This is a genomic window from Metasolibacillus fluoroglycofenilyticus (assembly GCF_003049645.1).
In the GTDB taxonomy this organism is placed as follows: domain Bacteria; phylum Bacillota; class Bacilli; order Bacillales_A; family Planococcaceae; genus Metasolibacillus; species Metasolibacillus fluoroglycofenilyticus.
This window is the reverse complement of sequence record NZ_PYWK01000001.1, coordinates 1628183-1646145: the sequence shown is the minus strand read 5'-3', so window position 1 is coordinate 1646145 and position 17963 is coordinate 1628183. Positions and strand designations below refer to the sequence as shown.

Below are 17963 nucleotides of genomic sequence, written 5' to 3'. Positions count from 1 at the left end.
TAATAAAATTTTAGTAGGACAATACGCATAAATGTACAAATTTTGATAATCATTCATTGTTTGCCAGCTTAAAAAGAATGCAGCAAAAGCAATTTTAATTAAAGGCTAAAAAAAAATTTATTTTTTGCTATAATACAGTTATTCCAATTTGAAGGGACTGAACTATGCGCGGATGACAATATTTTTTATTCAACCTATAAAAAATATTGGAGGTAAAAGTATTGATAAAAGAATTAAACACCAAAAGACTGCATTTAAGAAGAATGCAAGTTTCAGACTCACACAGCTTATTTAAAATTTGGTCTGACCCGGATGTAACTAAATTTATGAACATTTCTAATTTCACAGACGAAACACAAGCAAAAGAAATGATTGAGCTCCTAGAAAATTTAGCTCAGGCTAATAAAGCAATTCGCTTCAGTATGATTGAAATTAAATCCCATGAAATAATTGGTACTTGCGGATTTAATTCAATAGACTTCGAAAACTCGAAAGCAGAAATCGGTTATGATATTGCTAAAGCCTATTGGGGCATGGGTTATGCTCCTGAAGGTATTAAAGCATTGGTTCATTATGCTTTTGAAAACTTAGGGTTGAACAGAATCGAAGCAAAGGTAGAGCCTAGCAATGCCAATTCAATCAAAGTACTACAAAAACTTAATTTCACATTTGAAGGAACGCTTAGACAATACGAAAAATCTAAAGCAAGCTTTATAGACATCAATATTTACTCGCTCTTAAAAACAGATTAAAATGAAATTTATTAGGCTGTCTAAAAAGTAGTGTCCTAACTTACTTTTTAGACAGCCTTACCGCTTGGTAATTCAGAGAATTAGAGACACAACGCTTACATATTGAAGTTATCCCAGCTTAAAACATTTTTGATAAATTAGCCATCTCAATTGCAGCAACTGCAGCATCATAGCCTTTATTACCAGCTTTCGTTCCAGCTCTCTCAATTGCTTGTTCGATTGTTTCGGTTGTAACAATTCCAAAAATAGTTGGAACACCCGTTTGCAGACCTACACTAGCAATTCCTTTTGCGGACTCGTTGCAAACGTAATCATAGTGCGTTGTAGCTCCACGAATAACTGTACCAAGTCCGATGACAGCATCATATTTTTGAGATTCTGCCATCTTTTTTGCTATAAAGGGTACTTCAAACGCTCCCGGTACCCAAGCCACATCAATAGCATCTTCCTCTACGCCATGGCGTTTTAAACCGTCAATTGCACCGGCTAATAGTTTATCATTAATAAATTCGTTAAAGCGTCCAACAACAATACCTATCTTTAATCCTGTACCTACAAGCTGTGCTTCAAATGTTTTTACCATCAATAATTCCTCCTTTTATAATAAATGTGCCATCTTCTCTTTTTTTGTATTTAGATAATTAGCATTTTCTTCTACTAACCCCGTAATAAGGGGTACACGTTCTACTACTTTTATACCGTATCGCTCCAGCTGCGCTACTTTATCTGGATTATTCGTTAATAAACGAATTTGTGTTACCCCCAATTCTATTAGCATTTGCGCACATAAACTGTAATTGCGTAGTTCACAAGCAAAGCCAAGCATTTCATTAGCTTCTACTGTGTCAAAGCCTTTTTCTTGTAATTCGTATGCTTTTAATTTATTTAATAACCCTATTCCTCGCCCCTCTTGCCGCATATAAAGGATGGCCCCTACTCCTTCCTGCTCGATTTTAGCAAGTGCCTGTTGTAACTGAGCTCCGCAATCACAGCGTTTTGAATTAAAAATATCGCCTGTTAAACATTCAGAGTGAACACGTATTAGCGGTGCTTCTACATTGGACAAATCCCCTTTAACAACAGCAACATGCTCCTTAAAATCAATTGGATTAGCATAGCCAATCATTGTAAAATCACCATAATGTGATGGCAGTTGAATTGCTGCTTCACGTGAGATAATTAGCTCTTTTTTAAGACGGTATTGAATTAAGCTTTCTATCGTAATAAGCTTCATATTAAAATCTAAGGCCATTTTTTTTAATTGGGGTAGACGAGCCATCGTGCCATCCTCATTCATTATTTCACAGATAACCGCAGCCTTTTTACTTTCACTAAGTATTGCTAAATCTACCGCTGCCTCTGTATGTCCAGGTCTTTCGAGTACCCCATTCTTTTTTGCGATTAAAGGAAAAACATGCCCGGGACGACGGAAGTGCTGTGGCTCCGTCTTATCATCAAGCATTTTTTCGATAGTTAATGCTCTTTGAAAAGCACTAATTCCTGTTGTAGTATCAATATAATCAATACTTACAGTAAATGCCGTTTGATGCTTATCCGTATTATTTGTAACCATTGGCTCAAGCTGAAGAGTTTGCGCTATTTGTAAATCAATCGGTGTACAAATTAATCCTTTTCCATACGTTGCCATAAAATTAACCACATCGGGCGTGGCATATTCAGCTAATGCAACAAAATCGCCTTCATTCTCACGATTCTCATCATCTACAACAATAATCACTTTCCCCTGCTTTAAGTCAGCAATTGCCTCTTCTATCGTATTAAACATAATATTATCCCGCCTTTAAAATCCATTTTGTTGTAAAAAATCCTCCGTTAACGTTGTTGATTTTGTTTGTAGCTGCTTGGCAATGTATTTTCCTAATAAATCTGTTTCTATATTAACTAGGTCACCTTCACGTTTAAATCCAAGTGTTGTCTCATTAAATGTATGTGGAATAATCGAAATCGTAACCATTTCTTTTTGTAAATCAAATATTGTTAAACTAATACCATCAATTGCGATTGACCCACGTGGTATACAAAGTGCAGTTGATTCATGAGATGTTTTTATATCAAAATAAACTGCATTCGCGAACGAACGTTTACGTAAAATAGACCCTACCTCATCAATATGACCCGATACGAAATGCCCTCCAAAACGCCCATTAGCAGCCATAGCACGCTCTAAGTTAACAACGGAACCTATTTGCAATTGCGATAGTGAGGTTGCACGGACCGTCTCAGGCATAACATCTGTCGTGAATTTCGTATTTGTAAAGCTTGTTACAGTTAAACATACTCCATTTACAGCAATGCTATCGCCAACTTTCAAATCTGCTATAACTTTTTTAGCGCCAATTGTAAGAGCGATTGATTCCTGCCCTTTTGCCATTTTCTCAATCGTACCGAGCTCTTCAATAATTCCAGTAAACAACTGTACACCTCATTTCATCATCATCATTGTTAATTTAATATCTTCACCGATTTTTTCAACTTTAGTAAAAGTAAACGCTTCTTGCAAAGCAATTGTTGTCATTGAAAGCGCATTTGTTCCTAATAGCTTAGGCGCAATGTATATAATCATTTTTTGTACGAATTGTTGTTGTAAAAAGGCATCCGCCATTTTACAGCCAGCCTCAACATATAAAGTCATAATCCCTTCGTCTGCTAGCTTTCTTAATACATTTCGCAAGGAACAATCCTCTATCACAAACGTACGAACACCTGCTAATTTACGAGATTTTGTTGTAAAAAGCCAAGTTAGAGCCGTTTTATCATTAAAAACTTTCGCTGAATTTGGTACTTTTCCATCACGATCAATAACAATTCGAATCGGTTGTTTGTTTGAGGTACTACAACGATTCGTTAAGCTTGGGTCATCGATGCAAATCGTATTTGAGCCTACTAAAATAGCATCATGTGTTGACCTTGTATAATGCACATCCTTTTGAACAAGCCTACCCGTGATTGCAGTTTGCTTCCCTATTTCAGCAGTAATTTTACCGTCCAACGAAATGGCTTGCTTTAATGTAACGTAAGGTAAACGATGTGAAATATAATAAAAAAATGCTTCATTTAATACTTTTGCCTCTTCTTCACATAATCCTATACTTACCGTAATGCCCGCCTCCTCCAACCTTCGAACTCCCCGTCCAGCTACAAGTGGGTTCGGATCCAGCGTCGCAATAAAAACATGTGCAACCTGCGCTCTAATTAGTGCCTCAACACATGGACCTGTTTGCCCAACATGGCTACATGGCTCAAGTGTAACGTAAACCTTCGAACCCTCCGCTCTCTCACCTGCAATTTTTAAGGCATTAATTTCCGCGTGTGCCTCTCCGAATTTAAGATGAGCACCAAAACCTATAATCTCCTCATTTTTTGTAATAACACACCCAACAAGTGGATTAGGAGAAGTTTGATTACTACCTGATTTTGCCAAGCTCAAAGCGAATTGCATAACTTGTTCATCACTCATTCAGTCACCTCCCTTTGAAAAATAAAAAGCCACCTTAAATAGGGGGCTTTTACGAAGAAGGCGTCACTAAATAAACTAGCACCATAGCTAATTTTTTTCGCCTACCTTCTCTCATCCAGACTGTTACTGTCGGCTTCGGAATTTCACCGAATCCTGCTTAATAAAGCTCGCGGGCTATACCGCCGATTGGGACTTGCACCCGACCCCGAAGGAATTTATTCAATTAAAAAGACCCCACTTAGAAATGCGGGGTCGTTAAGAGGCATCTTCAAATAAAGCCACACGAATGTCGCTTTTTTTGCCTACCTTCTCTCATCCAGACTGTTACTGTCGGCTCCGGAATTTCACCGAATCCTGCTTAATAAAGCTCGCGGGCTATACCGCCGATTGGGACTTGCACCCGACCCCGAAGGAATTTATTCAATTAAAAAGACCCCACTTAGAAATGTGGAGTCGTTAAAAGGCATCTTCAAATAAAGCCACACGAATGTCGCTTTTTTTGCCTACCTTCTCTCATCCAGACTGTTACTGTCGGCTCCGGAATTTCACCGAATCCTGCTTAAAAAAAGCTCGCGGGCTATACCGCCGATTGGGACTTGCACCCGACCCCGAAGGAATTTATTCAATTAAAAAGACCCCACTTAGAAATGTGGGGTCGTTAAAAGGCATTTTCAAATAAAGCCACACGAATGTCGCTTTTTTGCCTACCTTCTCTCATCCAGACTGTTACTGTCGGCTTCGGAATTTCACCGAATCCTGCTTAATAAAGCTCGCGGGCTATACCGCCGATTGGGATTTGCACCCGACCCCGAAGGTGATATTTATGCTGGCTTTAATTATACAGCAATAATGCAAAAAATCTAGTCTATCAAAAGAAACGTTTTTTATTTTATGAAATATTAAAAGAAAGATTTAAAAAATGTTTTTAGTCGAAGAAAATGTATGCGCTTCTCTATAAAAAGATTATATTTCAAAAAACAACAATGTATTACGCTAACGTTCCCCTCATAGTAGACCTACCGAATTGTAGATAATGCTTTTGACCATGAAATTAATTGGTCTAACATCTGATTTACTGAATCTGCCTGAACATCTTTCGGTTTGAAATCAGTTCCGTTTTCGAAATCTGTAAATAATGAAAGAGCTGGATGAACACGCACATCTGCTACTAACAGCTCTCCCATAATACCGCGCAAATGCTCCGCAGCACGAGCACCACCTACAGAGCCATAGGAGACAATTCCTGCTGCCTTGTTATTCCATTCTACTCTTAAATAATCAATCGCATTTTTCAAAGCGCCTGTAATAGAATGATTGTACTCTTGAACGATAAATACAAACCCATCTTGTTTTGCAATAATTTCTGACCAGCCCTTTGCTCCAGATGCATCCTGACCAGGCTCACCTAATAAAGGCAATTTGTAATTAGCAATATCGATTACTGTATAGTTTGCATCATTTCTTTGATTTGCAATTTCCTTTACCCATTGTGCTACCTGTGGGCTTACACGTCCTTCACGTGTTGAACCAATAATAATACCAATATTTAATGCTGTCATTGCTTGCTCCTCCTCATGTTTTGAAACGAAAAATTTGGCTAAAAACCCGATAAACAACGCCTCCCCTACGTCAAAAGACCCTATAACAGTGAGCGTACTTCCTATACCTGCCACTTTGCTATTAGCACAAAAATAGTGCTGATAGAAGTTAAAAAATTTTACCTATTCTATTTTCCCCAAATTCACTTTTTATATTCAAAAAACTTACATTGAGTAGGGGCTGTCAGAAAGGGTATTCCTTTTCTGACAGCCCCTATATGACATATTAGTTTTCACTGCTCTTTCTGAGCAGCATTTTTATTGCCTCTAAATTCCTCTCTTTTCTTCATTGCTTCTGCCATACGGTGCGAATCAGCATTCGGCTCATTTTGTAGTTGCGCTACAATATTTCGATAATCCACTTCATTGCGATTCTGGCTCATTTTATACGAAGCTTGAATTTCTCTTATTTTAATTTTAAAGCCAACAATCCCCTTAAGTTCAGCTGCTAATAACTCAGGGGAAAGTGTATCCCATAAAATCGGATTTTCTCGATTAGCCTCGTATTTTTCAAGCAATAATGTTAAGTCCTGTACTAGCTCTTCTTTGTCTAAAATACTCGCCTTTCCATATACATGGACCGCTTGGTAATTCCAAGTAGGAACATTTTCATGTCCATACCAAGAGGAAGAAATATACGCATGAGGCCCTTGGAACATAACAAGCACTTCCTTGCATGCTTCAAAAGTTCTCCACGCGGGATTTCCATAAGCCATATGGCCAGTAATAAAATAATCTTCCTCTTCCTGATTTAGCAATAAAGGAATATGTGTCGCTATTGGTATTTCATTTTTTATTGTAACTAAAGTTCCAAATGAATTTTCATTAATAAAATTTGTAATTTCTTTAAAATCCGTAACCTTATAATACTTTGGTATAAACATGTTTTATTATCCCCTTTATCTATTTAATCTAAGCTATTAAAAAAATCATACATTGTTCGCTGACATAAAAAAAGGTACAATTATAAACAAATATGCATGTCAGGGGTTATTATATAAATGAAAAATACTATATTTATCTTTAATAATACTTCACCTAAATATAAACAAATTTATGAGCAGTTCAAGTTGTATATTGAGAATGGTGACATTTCAATTAATGACCAGCTACCTTCTATTCGTGAACTCGCAAATTCACTTTCAGTAAGTAGGAATACTACACTTACAGCCTATGAACAGCTTATGGCTGAAGGCTATATTCGCAGCGAAGGTCGCAAAGGGTATTTTGTAAATAAAGTAGATTCATCTTTGTTTCAAAATAATTTGATGAACATCAATAATAAAGAGCTTGAATTAAAAGAAAGTAAACATATTCTGATTGATTTTCGTGCGGGAACAGTAGACCAACAGCATTTCCCCTTGAAAATTTGGCGAAGAATGACGAATCAAGTTTTATATACACAGCAAAGCTATTATTATGGAAACCCTTTTGGTGAACATTGTTTACGTGAACAAATTGCCACCTATTTATTTCAATCTCGTGGTGTAAGGACAAGTGTTGATTCAATAATTATTGGTAGTGGAACACAACAAATGTTAATCAATCTCATCGAAATTTTAAAAAGGGAATTTTCTAGTATTATTGTCGAAGACCCAGGCTATGATGGTGCAAGAGAAGCTTTTAAATTCCATAATTTGTCCATTGAAACAATCCCCGTCTTTAAATCAGGTGTCGATTTCTCAAAATTAAATGAACTGTTGTCTCGCCTCATTTATGTTACTCCCTCCCATCAAAGCCCTCTTGGTGTTAGTATGTCGATAAAGGAAAGGTTAGAGCTCATCCAGTGGGCTAATAGTAAAGAAGGTTATGTAATAGAGGATGATTATGATAGTGAATTTCGCTATACGCAGCAACCATTTCCGGCTCTTGCCTCTATTGATTCAACAAGAGTTATTTATTTAGGTAATTTTTCTAAATCATTTCTTCCTGGAATACGTATTAGTTATATGGTACTTCCAGAAATGCTGCTATCGAACTATAAAAAACAGTGGTCAGCTTTCGAATGCACTGCCTCCCTTCTACACCAACTTGCGATGGCTAATTTTATGCAGGAAGGTGAATGGAATCGACATATTAAGCGAATGCGCCTCGTTTATAAGCGAAAAATGCAATGCATTACTACGGAATTAAGAAAACATTTCAAAGATACGATTTCAATTATAGGAGAGCAATCTGGTTTGTTTGTATTAGTGAAAATACACTTAAACCTTACTGAAGAATGTTTAATTAACCGCGCATCTTTACTAGGGGTGAAAGTGTATCCTACTTCCATTTATTCAGTACAAAATCATATAGTTGAACCAGCTATAAAGCTTGGATTTAGCAATCTCTCGTGTGAAGAAATTCAGTTAGGTATTCGGCTTTTAAAAGAAGCTTGGACTTAACCATTATGAAATCCGAATATTTCGATAATTACTTATGCTAAAGTTTGATTAAAAAAATCCTACAATCTAGTATTTAACAATAAACAGAAAGAATACAGCTTGAAAAAAAGATTAATCAAAATGGATTCTTTCTCAGTAAATCTTAGTTTTGTTTTTACAAAAAAAGTTGAATTATTTCGTAATGGTGTTGCTTAGCAATCGTTCCTCTTTGTGGAATTTCATATGCATTTGAGTATCTCTGCAACACCTTTTAATTATAATGCTATTGCATTGTTAATTTTATAGAACATTTATAAACAGTATCTCCAAAAGACCGAATGTCGCTTAAATAATCGTATCCTTTAGGTGAGCCGTAACGGTTGAGCATTCTTACTGCTACTACGTTTTCCTCTGGAATGACGAGCAAAGCTACATTGGTGTAGCCAAGTAATTGATAGGATCCTTGTGGAACTGTGTCGCCTATTTGGTTAAAACTAAGGTTTGTGTCTTTTACAAACCATAAAAATCCATTCTTTTGAATAGGAAGTGTTGGGTTGGGAGTTTGAATGGATGTAGCCATTTGAATGATTTCTCTAGGAATAATCTGTTTTCCTCCCCATTTCCCTTCTGTTAAATGAATGTAACCCCATAAAGCAAGCTCCTGTGCAGACACATACATATTCATTCCAGAACCATCTACTACATCCGTCTTCGTCCAAAATGGGTTATCTGCATCTCGAATAGCGTTTGCAATTTTTGAATGAGGCTTACTCATCTTAATCCATTCTGTTGATTGAAAGCCTAGTGGTTCAATAACCTGTGATTTAATAATTTCAGCAACAGACTGTCCCGTTGTTTTTCGGATAATCATTGTCAATAAATCAATGCTTGGACCTCTATATGCCCATGATTCACCAGGTTTATATTCACTTACTAGTTTATTGCCGTCAACAATTTTTAATCCATGTGTATGGGTTAATAAGTGACGAATAGTTACCCCCTCATATGCAGCTAAATTCGAATCTTCAACAAACTGCTGAACTGTATCATCCATGGAAAAGTAACCATTGTATATAGCATAAGCTGCAGCAAAACCAATATAAGCTTTTCTTACAGATGCAATATGGAATTGAGTGTCTACTTGAACATCTCGAGCAAGTTTTGCATTAGACTGCTTACCAAAATAAGATTCTTTTGCGATTTTATCGTTCTGAATAATAAATAGAGCACCACCGCTAGCACCCAACTTTTCAGCACTTTCCATCACATGAGTACGTACATCTTCAAATAAGTTTGTGTAATCATTCACGTTCTTTAAAATCAATTTTTCACTCTCCTTAGAATATTAAAAGGGACTCATCATCTTTGGTGAGTCCCTCATTTTATTATTCTCATCTAGTTCACAGAACGAAAAAATAACGCTCAGTTCTTTTGCAAACATCCCATTTCAGAAATGTACGATTAGATTATTTTCGTACAGCCTCAAATGTAATGAGTTGGCAATCTTTTGATGGTTGCTTTTTGAAAGAATAATCGGCAGAACATGTAATATCAGAAAAACCAACGCTTTCTAAAATCAGTTTGAATTCTTCCATTCCATACCATCTCATTGCAAATTTCTGTAATTCTGTGTCTACGAGCTTACCATCTCTCCATTTCTCGTATTTTAAATAAGATAAGGTATATTGGTCAATCCAGTTGATTTCAATTGACCTGCTTTCTAATGTAATGCCTTCTTCATTAGAAAGAGGAAAGGTTGCAGTAGTAATTTCTTCTGTACGCCAATTACTTGGTAATAGCAAATCAACTATTAGACGTCCTTCGGGCATTAGATGATTATAAAAGCATTTCAGAGCGTTTTTAGCATCCGTAAAATTGTCGATTAAACAAAAGGAGCCAGTAGGTATAACGATCGCCTCATATTTTGATTCCAAAGAAAAACTACGTAAGTTCCCTTCATATAGCTTCGGATTTAAGCCTCTTTCTTTGCATCGTTTTCGACAAGAATCTAACATTTCAGTTGAATAATCAATACCATCAACAATAAATCCATTTTCAAGTAGGGGAATTAAGAATCGGCCTGAACCGACAGCAGCTTCAAGTATTTTCCCTTTCGTTCCTTTTAATCTTTCAAGATAATATTCAATGTCACCGCCAATTGAATACCCCACAGGTTTGGTAAAATCATATACTTCCGTACTTAATGCACCATAATAACTAAACATTTCATTTCCTCCAATAGTATATGCGGAAGAATTTTATTGAGATTATTAAAGCTTCCGCACCTCAAGTTTGTTTTTTGATGTAGGTAAAGAGCTGACTATCATATTAAATCACTCACTTTCTATAGATTATTATTATATTATACACTTTTTTAGGATTCATCCAAATATTTCAATGTGTATTAAATCCATAAATATCTTATTGAATTAACCTGCCCCGCTTATTTAAAAGGAAGCATTTAAAATTAAATAACTTTTTTTCCGTGGATTTGGTTTGAAAAGGTATATGGAACACTAGCGCAAGTTGATTTCTCAGCCATGGCAGTGTTTTGAGGATATTGCAAACTACAAAGTTGGCATCAACAACAAGATGAGCTTTAGCATATCTAGATATATTTTCTAAGTAATTTTTCTGATAAAAACTTTTTAGCTTTATCTCAACGATTTAACATTGTCATTAAATCTTTTAATTCCTACTTGTTATAAGAAAACCATTTCTTATACGCACTCTTTTATCTATAATACTAAGTAACAACATATCTAAAATGGTTGTTGCCAAACTTCATAAAACTATTTTTTTCCTATTACATAGCACCAAGCTTGAAAGAAAAAATGGGAAAATGAAGATTTTTAAATCAAATAAGAATCCAAAAGTATATTGTTATTTCACAAAAAAATAAAAAGCATAGGGCTGTCCAAAAAGCAGTGCATAGCCGGCATTTTGGACAGTAGCGATGATGTTTCGTAAAATGTTGATTCATATAAGCAGGGAACGCCTCTTTTAAAAATGGGATGAACATTGGCTTTAGCAGCGTTATCCTTCAGTAAAAGGGAAGCGATGAAAACATTTATTTCAATACGGTGTCAAAACAAAATGGACTTTTCGGACAACTCCTCTCTATTTTCCGGAGAGCCAATACTTTACTGTATAATCCATTAGTTAAGAAATACTCACGCAACAATACTAATGAATAATAGCTTTCCAGAGAAAGCTACTGCAGAGCGATTAGGTAATACATCTGAAATGATTCACACGGTACTAAAAAACTAAAGATGCCATTGTAAATGCTTTCACACTTGTTCTAAATGGAAAGTGGGACTAATGCATAATAAAACCCTTACATATCAAGCAGTTGACCAATAGCATAGTTTTTAGGCATAATACTTAAAGTAAGCTTTTAAAAATAAAAAATTGATTAAACTATAAAATTTCAAAATTAACTTGGAACGATTATTTTTATAGATTGCGAAAATTTGTTTGAAACGATACGGCTTGCAATATACGATGACTGACAACAATAAACATTAAGGGAGAATTAGTATTTATGTGTGGATTTACTGGATTTATCGGTGAGGTTGAAGGAGCCTCAGCCGTTTTAGAAAATATGATGAATCAAATTATCCATCGCGGTCCTGATAGCGGTGGTCAATTTAATGAAGGCATAGCTCACCTTGGCTTTCGCCGTCTAAGCATTATCGATTTAGAGCATGGCTCACAGCCTTTATTTAATGAGGACGAGTCACTCGTTTTAATTTTTAATGGGGAAATTTATAATTACCAAATGATTCGTGAAGATTTAATTGCTAAGGGACATGTGTTTAAAACCCAAACGGATAGCGAAATTTTACTCCATGGCTATGAGGAATATGGTTCAAAGCTTGTGCAAAAGCTACGTGGGATGTTTGCCTTCATCATTTGGGATCGTGAAAACCAAAAATTATTTGCGGCACGCGACCATTTTGGCATTAAGCCATTCTATTACGGACAAATGAATGGTACGCTATTTTTCGGGTCGGAAATTAAAAGCTTTTTACCGCATCCGCATTTTGTGAAGGAGCTAAATAAGGAAGCATTAAAGCCTTATTTAACATTTCAATACCCTGTATTAAATGAAACATTTTTTAAAGGCATTTTTAAATTGCCTGCAGCACATCATATGACGTATGAAAATGGTCATTTAACAATTGAGCGTTACTGGGAGCCAACATATGCTCCCGAAGAGCGTCCGCTCGAAAAAATTATTGAGGATATTGATGATGCTGTCCGTGAATCTGTGGCGGCACATACGATTGCCGATGTAAAAGTAGGCTCATTTTTATCAAGTGGTGTTGACTCTAGCTACGTAGCAAGTGTCCTTCGCCCAGATAAAACATTTACGGTAGGCTTTAGCGCTGAAAATTTCTCTGAAATTGACAATGCCGTGCAGCTTTCAAAGGAGCTCGGCATTGAAAATGTTAATGAAATTTTAAACTCCGATGAATGCTTTGCGGATTTAGGAAAAATTCAATATATGATGGATGAGCCGCATTCAAATCCATCGATTGTTCCTCTTTACTATTTAGCACGTCTCGCGAGCAAGCATGTAACAGTCGTTCTTTCTGGTGAAGGCGCTGATGAATTATTCGGTGGCTATGATGAATATACGGACACACCGAATATGAAGAAGTTTAAAAGCCTGCCTTCCCCAATCCGCGCTTTAGCCAATATTGCGGGAACGATTATGCCAAATAGCAAAATTGGTGGTTTGGCAAGACGTGCTAAGCTTCCAGTTGAGCAAACATTTATCGGTCAAGCTCGTATTTTTGAAGAGTACGAATCTACAGCGATTTTAACATCTGACTTTAATAAGGCTCCTTCTGTGGCAGATATCGTAGGTCCTTACTACAAAAAGTTCCAAGGTCATGATGATGTAACGAAAAAGCAGCTTTTAGACTTAAATTTATGGTTAGTAGATGATATTTTATTAAAAGCAGATAAAATGGCAATGGCTCATTCAATTGAACTGCGTGTACCGCTTCTTGACCGTGAAATGATGGATGTCGCGGCATCTGTACCAACACGCTACCGCGTGAATGAAGAAAATACAAAATATGCATTCCGTCAAGCGGCACGTGAGGCGCTACCTGAAGAATGGGCGAACCGTAAAAAAATCGGTTTCCCTGTGCCAATTCGCCATTGGCTGCGCGACGAAAAATATGTAGCACAAGTGCGAGCGCTATTTAGCAGTGAAGAAGCAGCACAATTTTTCAACCGTGATAAAATTTTAGCGCTACTTGACTCCCATGTAACAGGTACAACGAATAGCCAGCGCAAAATTTGGTCGATTTATATGTTCCTTGTTTGGTATAACGAATATTTTGTAAAGCAATAATCTTTTGAAAGGATGACTACGAATTGAAACGATTATTATTAGTGATGTTACTTTTCGCTCTAGTCATCCTTGCTAGCTGCCAAAATGCCGAACCTCTATTTAGAGCTGTAAAAAATCATGAGGCAGCAAATTTTTCTGATGAGTTAATTGTTTATACGGTAGAATTTTATAGTCGTGTAGCTGTTCCTGAAGTGATAGTTGCGATAGAAAGTGAGTCAACTGGTGAAGAAATTGCGCGTACTGTAGCATCTACAGATGGAGTTGCTGCTTTTGAGCAGCTACAGGAGCATGAACGCTTTGAGGCTGTCGTTTATCATCCCAATGGACGCGAACAGTCACGTCGAGCTTTTACTTTTGATAAAAGTAAACCTAATCTTATTATCGAAACATTTTATCCGCATTCTGAGGTAGGCTTAGCAGTTCCAACCGTGTTCCAAAATCCAGAGCTGCCAAATGGCTGTGAAATCACCTCTTTAACGGCTATGCTCAATTATTTCGGTGTCGAAAAAGATAAAATGACGATGAAGCGTGAATACTTGCCAAGAGAAATTACAGAAATTCGCGATGGTATAAGATACGGACCCGACCCAGAGCTTGCATATGCTGGTAACCCAGCTAGTGCAACAGATGGCTTTTATGTCTTTGCAAATCCTATTGCAGAAGCAGCTAATATTGTATTAGCTGAGCAATCCTCCAATTTACGTGCGGCGAATATTACTAATGCCACGAAAAAGGAAATTTTAGCGCTTATAGATCAAGGCTACCCTGTTTTAACATGGGTTACAATTGATTGGCAACCACCGCGAACAAATCGCTTTTGGATTGTTGAAGAAACAGGTGAAAAGCACCCTATTTACAGCAATTTACACGCTGTCGTTTTAACAGGCTATGACCATAATAGCGTGACAATTATGAATCCGCTCTACGGCTATGAAACGATTGATATAAATGTCTTCTTTTCAAGCTATGAGGCACTTGGGGCGCATGCGGTTGTGATACAGTGAAAAGAGCTATCTTCATGAGATAAGCTCTTTTATTTGTTCTATCAGCGACATCAAATTATATCAGCGGGTTTCAGCAATATATCAGCGATTTTTCAAATATATCGGCGACTTTACTGTGACAAAGCCTTACCCGCAAAAAGATGAGCTTAGTGATTGCACTAAGCTCATCTTTTTCCTCATTATTCAAACACAACACGCTTCGCTTCATAGGCTGCAATTGCATCTTCATACTTAAATGTTAAAGCAATTTCATCCCAGCCATTTAACAGCATTTCTTTGTAGTAAGGGTCGATATTGAAGCGATATACTTTTGAAGGTGTTGTGACAGTTTGTGCCTCTAAATTCACTTCGATTGACTGTGCCTCTTGCAAGCCTTGCGCTAGTAGCTCATCGCATTCTGCTTCCGTTAATTTAATTGGTAAAATGCCGTTTTTAAAGCAGTTATTATGGAAAATATCTGCAAAACTTGGTGCTATGACAACACGGAAACCATAATCTAAAATTGCCCAAGGTGCGTGCTCACGTGAGGAACCACAGCCGAAGTTGTCCTGCGCAACTAAAATTTCTGCATTCTTGTATTGTGCTTTATTTAACACAAAATCGGCTATTTCATTGCCCTCATTGTCAAAGCGCCAATGGTAAAACAAAAATTGGCCAAAGCCTGTGCGCTCGATGCGCTTTAAAAATTCCTTTGAAATAATTTGGTCTGTATCTACATTTTTTCGATCAAGCGGTGCATATACGCTTTTCACAATATTAATTGGTTCCATCGTCTTCTCTCCCCTACGCTTCTTGCTTCTCTAGTTGTCGCACATCTACGAAATGTCCATAAATGCCTGCTGCCGCTGCCATTGCAGGGCTTACTAAATGGGTGCGCGCCCCGGTGCCTTGACGCCCTTCAAAGTTACGGTTTGAGGTAGAAGCACAGCGCTCGCCAAACGGAATAATATCTTCATTCATGCCCAAGCATGCGGAGCAACCTGATTCACGCCATTCAAAGCCAGCCGCTGTAAATATTTTATCCAGTCCCTCTGCTTCTGCTGCCTTTTTCGTTGAATGGGAGCCTGGAACGACAATACCCTTTACATTCGGATGAAGCTTATTGCCTTGGACAATACTTGCTGCTGCACGTAAGTCCGATAGACGGGAGTTCGTACAAGAGCCGATAAAGACATGCTGGATGGCAATAGATGTAATTGGCTGACCTTCCTCTAAGCCCATATAAGCAAGCGCTTTTTTCAGCGCCTGTTTATCGGATTCGCTCGCGTAGTCAGCAGTTGTTGGTACAGTTTTTGATACCCCTGTTCCCATTGCTGGATTCGTTCCCCAAGTGACAACAGGCTCAATTTCATTCGCATCAATTTCCAATACAACATCATAGCTACAATTCGCATCTGATGCGAGGCTTAGCCAATAGGCTGCTGCCTCCTCAAATTGCTTTTGTGGTGCAAAACGACGTCCGCGTAAAAACTCAACTGTCTTTTCATCGGGTGAAATTAAGCCCGCTTTTGCACCGGCTTCAATCGACATATTACAAATCGTCATGCGCTCTTCCATTGATAATGCACGAATTGCCTCACCAGTGTATTCCACGATATGCCCTGTTCCTACACCAATTCCCCATTTCGCAATAATCGCTAAAATAATGTCCTTTGCGGTTACACCAGCACCAAGCTCACCTGTCACGCGAATTTCCATTGTTGGTGGCTTCGTCTGCCACAGTGTTTGCGTCGACAAGACATGCTCTACCTCCGATGTCCCTATACCAAAGGCGATTGCACCAAATGCTCCATGGGTAGATGTATGCGAGTCTCCACAAACAATTGTTTTGCCTGGCTGTGTTAAGCCTAGCTCAGGCCCAATTACATGGACAATTCCTTGATCTGGATGCCCCATATCTGCAAGCTGTACACCAAATTCCTTCGCATTATCCGCTAATGTGGTAATCTGCTTTTTTGCAATAGGGTCGTTAATCGTCGGCAAATTTTTCGTTGGTACATTATGATCCATCGTTGCGAAACATAGATCTGTACGACGCACTTGACGATTATTTAAACGTAGCCCTTCAAATGCCTGCGGGCTTGTTACTTCATGAATTAAATGTAAATCAATATAAAGTAAATCAGGCTTGCCTTCTTCACGATGTACGATATGTGATTCCCAAATTTTTTCAATAATATTTTTTGCCATTGTAGTCACCAATCCTTAAATATACGAAATCATAATGCTTTCTGACACGAAGCTCGTATCAATTTCATTAATCACTTTATCTGTCCATTCATCTGTAGATAAAACGCGTGTACCATCCTGTGCTAAATCGGCTGTGAAATAACCGTCATCAAATACGGCACTTACCGCACGCTCAATTTCTGCAGCCTCTTCTTTTAAGCCGAAAGAATATTGCAGCATCATCGCAACAGATAAAATAGTTGCCGCTGGATTAGCAATTCCTTGCCCTGCAATTTCTGGTGCAGAGCCGTGTACAGGCTCATATAAACCAAAATTATCACCGCGAATCGAAGCGGATGGTAATACACCTAAAGAACCTGTAATAACAGACGCTTCATCGCTTAAAATATCACCAAACATATTTTCTGTTACAACAACATCATATTGACTTGGATTTGTAATAAGCTTCATCGCTACGGAGTCGACTAAATTGTGCTCCACTTGCACATCAGGGTAATTTTTCTTCTTTTCTTCTACAATTTCACGCCATAAACGTGAAGTATCTAATACATTCGCTTTATCTACAGAGCAAAGCTTGCCTCGACGCAATCTCGCTAGCTCAAACGCATTCTCCACAATACGTTCAATTTCCCCGCGTGAATACACGCATGTATCAACAGCAGCTAGCTCTGTTTTTTTACGTGGTTCACCGAAATAAATGCCGCCAGTTAGCTCCCGTACAATCATTAAATCAACATTTTCCGCAACCTCACGCTTTAATGGAGAAGAAGCTAGTAAACTAGGGAACGCCTTCACTGGACGGAGGTTAGCGAATAAGTCGAAATGCTTACGAATTTGTAGCAGGCCTTTTTCTGGTCGTAAATGTGGTGGATTATTATCCCATTTCGGTCCACCGACTGCACCTAATAAAATAGCATCGCTTTGCTCGCACATTAAAATTGTTTCATTTGGCAGTGGGTTATTAAACTGATCAATTGCTGCACCACCAATTGCGCCGTATCCTAAATGAAATGTATGATTGAAACGCTTGCCAATCACTTGTAATACTCGAACTGCTGAAGCAATTACTTCAGGTCCAATGCCGTCTCCAGGTAATACCGTAATTTTCTTTTCCATAAAAAACACCTATCCTTCTCGCGTATATCGTCGCGTTATTCTTTGAAGTTACATGGGGATGGTTTGTCAAACCCGTGTTCCTACA

General features: G+C 37.7%; 15 protein-coding genes and 4 riboswitches. Of the genes, 4 read left to right on the top strand and 11 right to left on the bottom strand.

What is annotated here, in order from left to right; translation table 11 throughout:
- The first annotated feature begins 221 nt into the window (after positions 1–221).
- Positions 222–752: a GNAT family N-acetyltransferase gene (locus C9J36_RS07690; RefSeq protein WP_107942715.1), complete on the top strand. Its 531-nt coding sequence runs from the start codon at positions 222–224 to the stop codon at positions 750–752.
- 118 nt (positions 753–870) lie between these two features.
- Here the strand turns inward: C9J36_RS07690 and ribH are convergent, their stop codons facing one another.
- From ribH to C9J36_RS07660, 6 genes are all read right to left on the bottom strand, one after another.
- Entirely contained in the window at positions 871–1335 is a 465-nt protein-coding gene (gene ribH, locus C9J36_RS07685) for a 6,7-dimethyl-8-ribityllumazine synthase (RefSeq protein ID WP_107942714.1), read from the bottom strand.
- A gap of 15 nt (positions 1336–1350) precedes the next feature.
- Positions 1351–2538 carry a bifunctional 3,4-dihydroxy-2-butanone-4-phosphate synthase/GTP cyclohydrolase II gene (locus tag C9J36_RS07680; RefSeq protein ID WP_107942713.1) on the bottom strand — a complete coding sequence of 396 codons (1188 nt, stop codon included), beginning with the start codon at positions 2536–2538 and terminating at the stop codon, positions 1351–1353.
- Between the two features lie 15 nt (positions 2539–2553).
- Positions 2554–3186: a riboflavin synthase gene (ribE, locus tag C9J36_RS07675; RefSeq protein ID WP_107942712.1), complete on the bottom strand. Its 633-nt coding sequence runs from the start codon at positions 3184–3186 to the stop codon at positions 2554–2556.
- A 9-nt stretch (positions 3187–3195) separates the two neighbouring features.
- Entirely contained in the window at positions 3196–4230 is a 1035-nt protein-coding gene (gene ribD, locus C9J36_RS07670; protein ID WP_107942711.1) for a bifunctional diaminohydroxyphosphoribosylaminopyrimidine deaminase/5-amino-6-(5-phosphoribosylamino)uracil reductase RibD, read from the bottom strand.
- Between the two features lie 99 nt (positions 4231–4329).
- Positions 4330–4447: riboswitch (FMN riboswitch) on the bottom strand.
- A gap of 83 nt (positions 4448–4530) precedes the next feature.
- Positions 4531–4648, bottom strand: a riboswitch (FMN riboswitch).
- Positions 4649–4731: 83 nt separating this feature from the next.
- Positions 4732–4850, bottom strand: a riboswitch (FMN riboswitch).
- 82 nt (positions 4851–4932) lie between these two features.
- A riboswitch (FMN riboswitch) is annotated at positions 4933–5050 on the bottom strand.
- Positions 5051–5246: 196 nt separating this feature from the next.
- Entirely contained in the window at positions 5247–5789 is a 543-nt protein-coding gene (locus C9J36_RS07665) for an NADPH-dependent FMN reductase (protein WP_235616022.1), read from the bottom strand.
- Positions 5790–6061: 272 nt separating this feature from the next.
- Positions 6062–6712, bottom strand: coding sequence for an FMN-binding negative transcriptional regulator (locus C9J36_RS07660; RefSeq protein WP_107942710.1), 651 nt, complete (start codon positions 6710–6712; stop codon positions 6062–6064).
- Between the two features lie 117 nt (positions 6713–6829).
- On the opposite strand from C9J36_RS07660, the gene pdxR reads away from it, so the two are divergent.
- Positions 6830–8215 (top strand): MocR-like pyridoxine biosynthesis transcription factor PdxR, encoded by a 1386-nt coding sequence (gene pdxR, locus C9J36_RS07655; RefSeq protein WP_107942709.1) that lies wholly within the window; start codon positions 6830–6832, stop codon positions 8213–8215.
- A 262-nt stretch (positions 8216–8477) separates the two neighbouring features.
- Here pdxR and C9J36_RS07650 read toward each other — a convergent pair whose 3' ends face one another.
- Positions 8478–9518, bottom strand: a complete 1041-nt coding sequence (locus C9J36_RS07650; protein WP_235616021.1) for a serine hydrolase domain-containing protein — start codon at positions 9516–9518, stop codon at positions 8478–8480.
- Positions 9519–9660: 142 nt separating this feature from the next.
- Positions 9661–10419, bottom strand: a complete 759-nt coding sequence (locus C9J36_RS07645; protein WP_107942708.1) for a class I SAM-dependent methyltransferase — start codon at positions 10417–10419, stop codon at positions 9661–9663.
- A gap of 1322 nt (positions 10420–11741) precedes the next feature.
- Here C9J36_RS07645 and asnB point away from each other — a divergent pair.
- Both asnB and C9J36_RS07635 read left to right on the top strand, forming a co-directional pair.
- Entirely contained in the window at positions 11742–13568 is a 1827-nt protein-coding gene (asnB, locus tag C9J36_RS07640) for an asparagine synthase (glutamine-hydrolyzing) (protein ID WP_107942707.1), read from the top strand.
- 23 nt (positions 13569–13591) lie between these two features.
- Positions 13592–14572 (top strand): C39 family peptidase, encoded by a 981-nt coding sequence (locus C9J36_RS07635; RefSeq protein ID WP_107942706.1) that lies wholly within the window; start codon positions 13592–13594, stop codon positions 14570–14572.
- Positions 14573–14751: 179 nt separating this feature from the next.
- Here C9J36_RS07635 and leuD read toward each other — a convergent pair whose 3' ends face one another.
- Genes leuD through leuB form a run of 3 tightly spaced genes read right to left on the bottom strand, consistent with a single transcriptional unit; the run spans position 14752 to position 17878 of the window.
- Entirely contained in the window at positions 14752–15342 is a 591-nt protein-coding gene (gene leuD, locus C9J36_RS07630) for a 3-isopropylmalate dehydratase small subunit (protein ID WP_107942705.1), read from the bottom strand.
- Between the two features lie 13 nt (positions 15343–15355).
- On the bottom strand, positions 15356–16762 hold the full coding sequence (leuC, locus tag C9J36_RS07625) for a 3-isopropylmalate dehydratase large subunit (RefSeq protein WP_107942704.1): 1407 nt from the start codon (positions 16760–16762) through the stop codon (positions 15356–15358).
- Positions 16763–16777: 15 nt separating this feature from the next.
- Positions 16778–17878 (bottom strand): 3-isopropylmalate dehydrogenase, encoded by a 1101-nt coding sequence (gene leuB, locus C9J36_RS07620; RefSeq protein WP_066163211.1) that lies wholly within the window; start codon positions 17876–17878, stop codon positions 16778–16780.
- Positions 17879–17963: the final 85 nt, after the last annotated feature.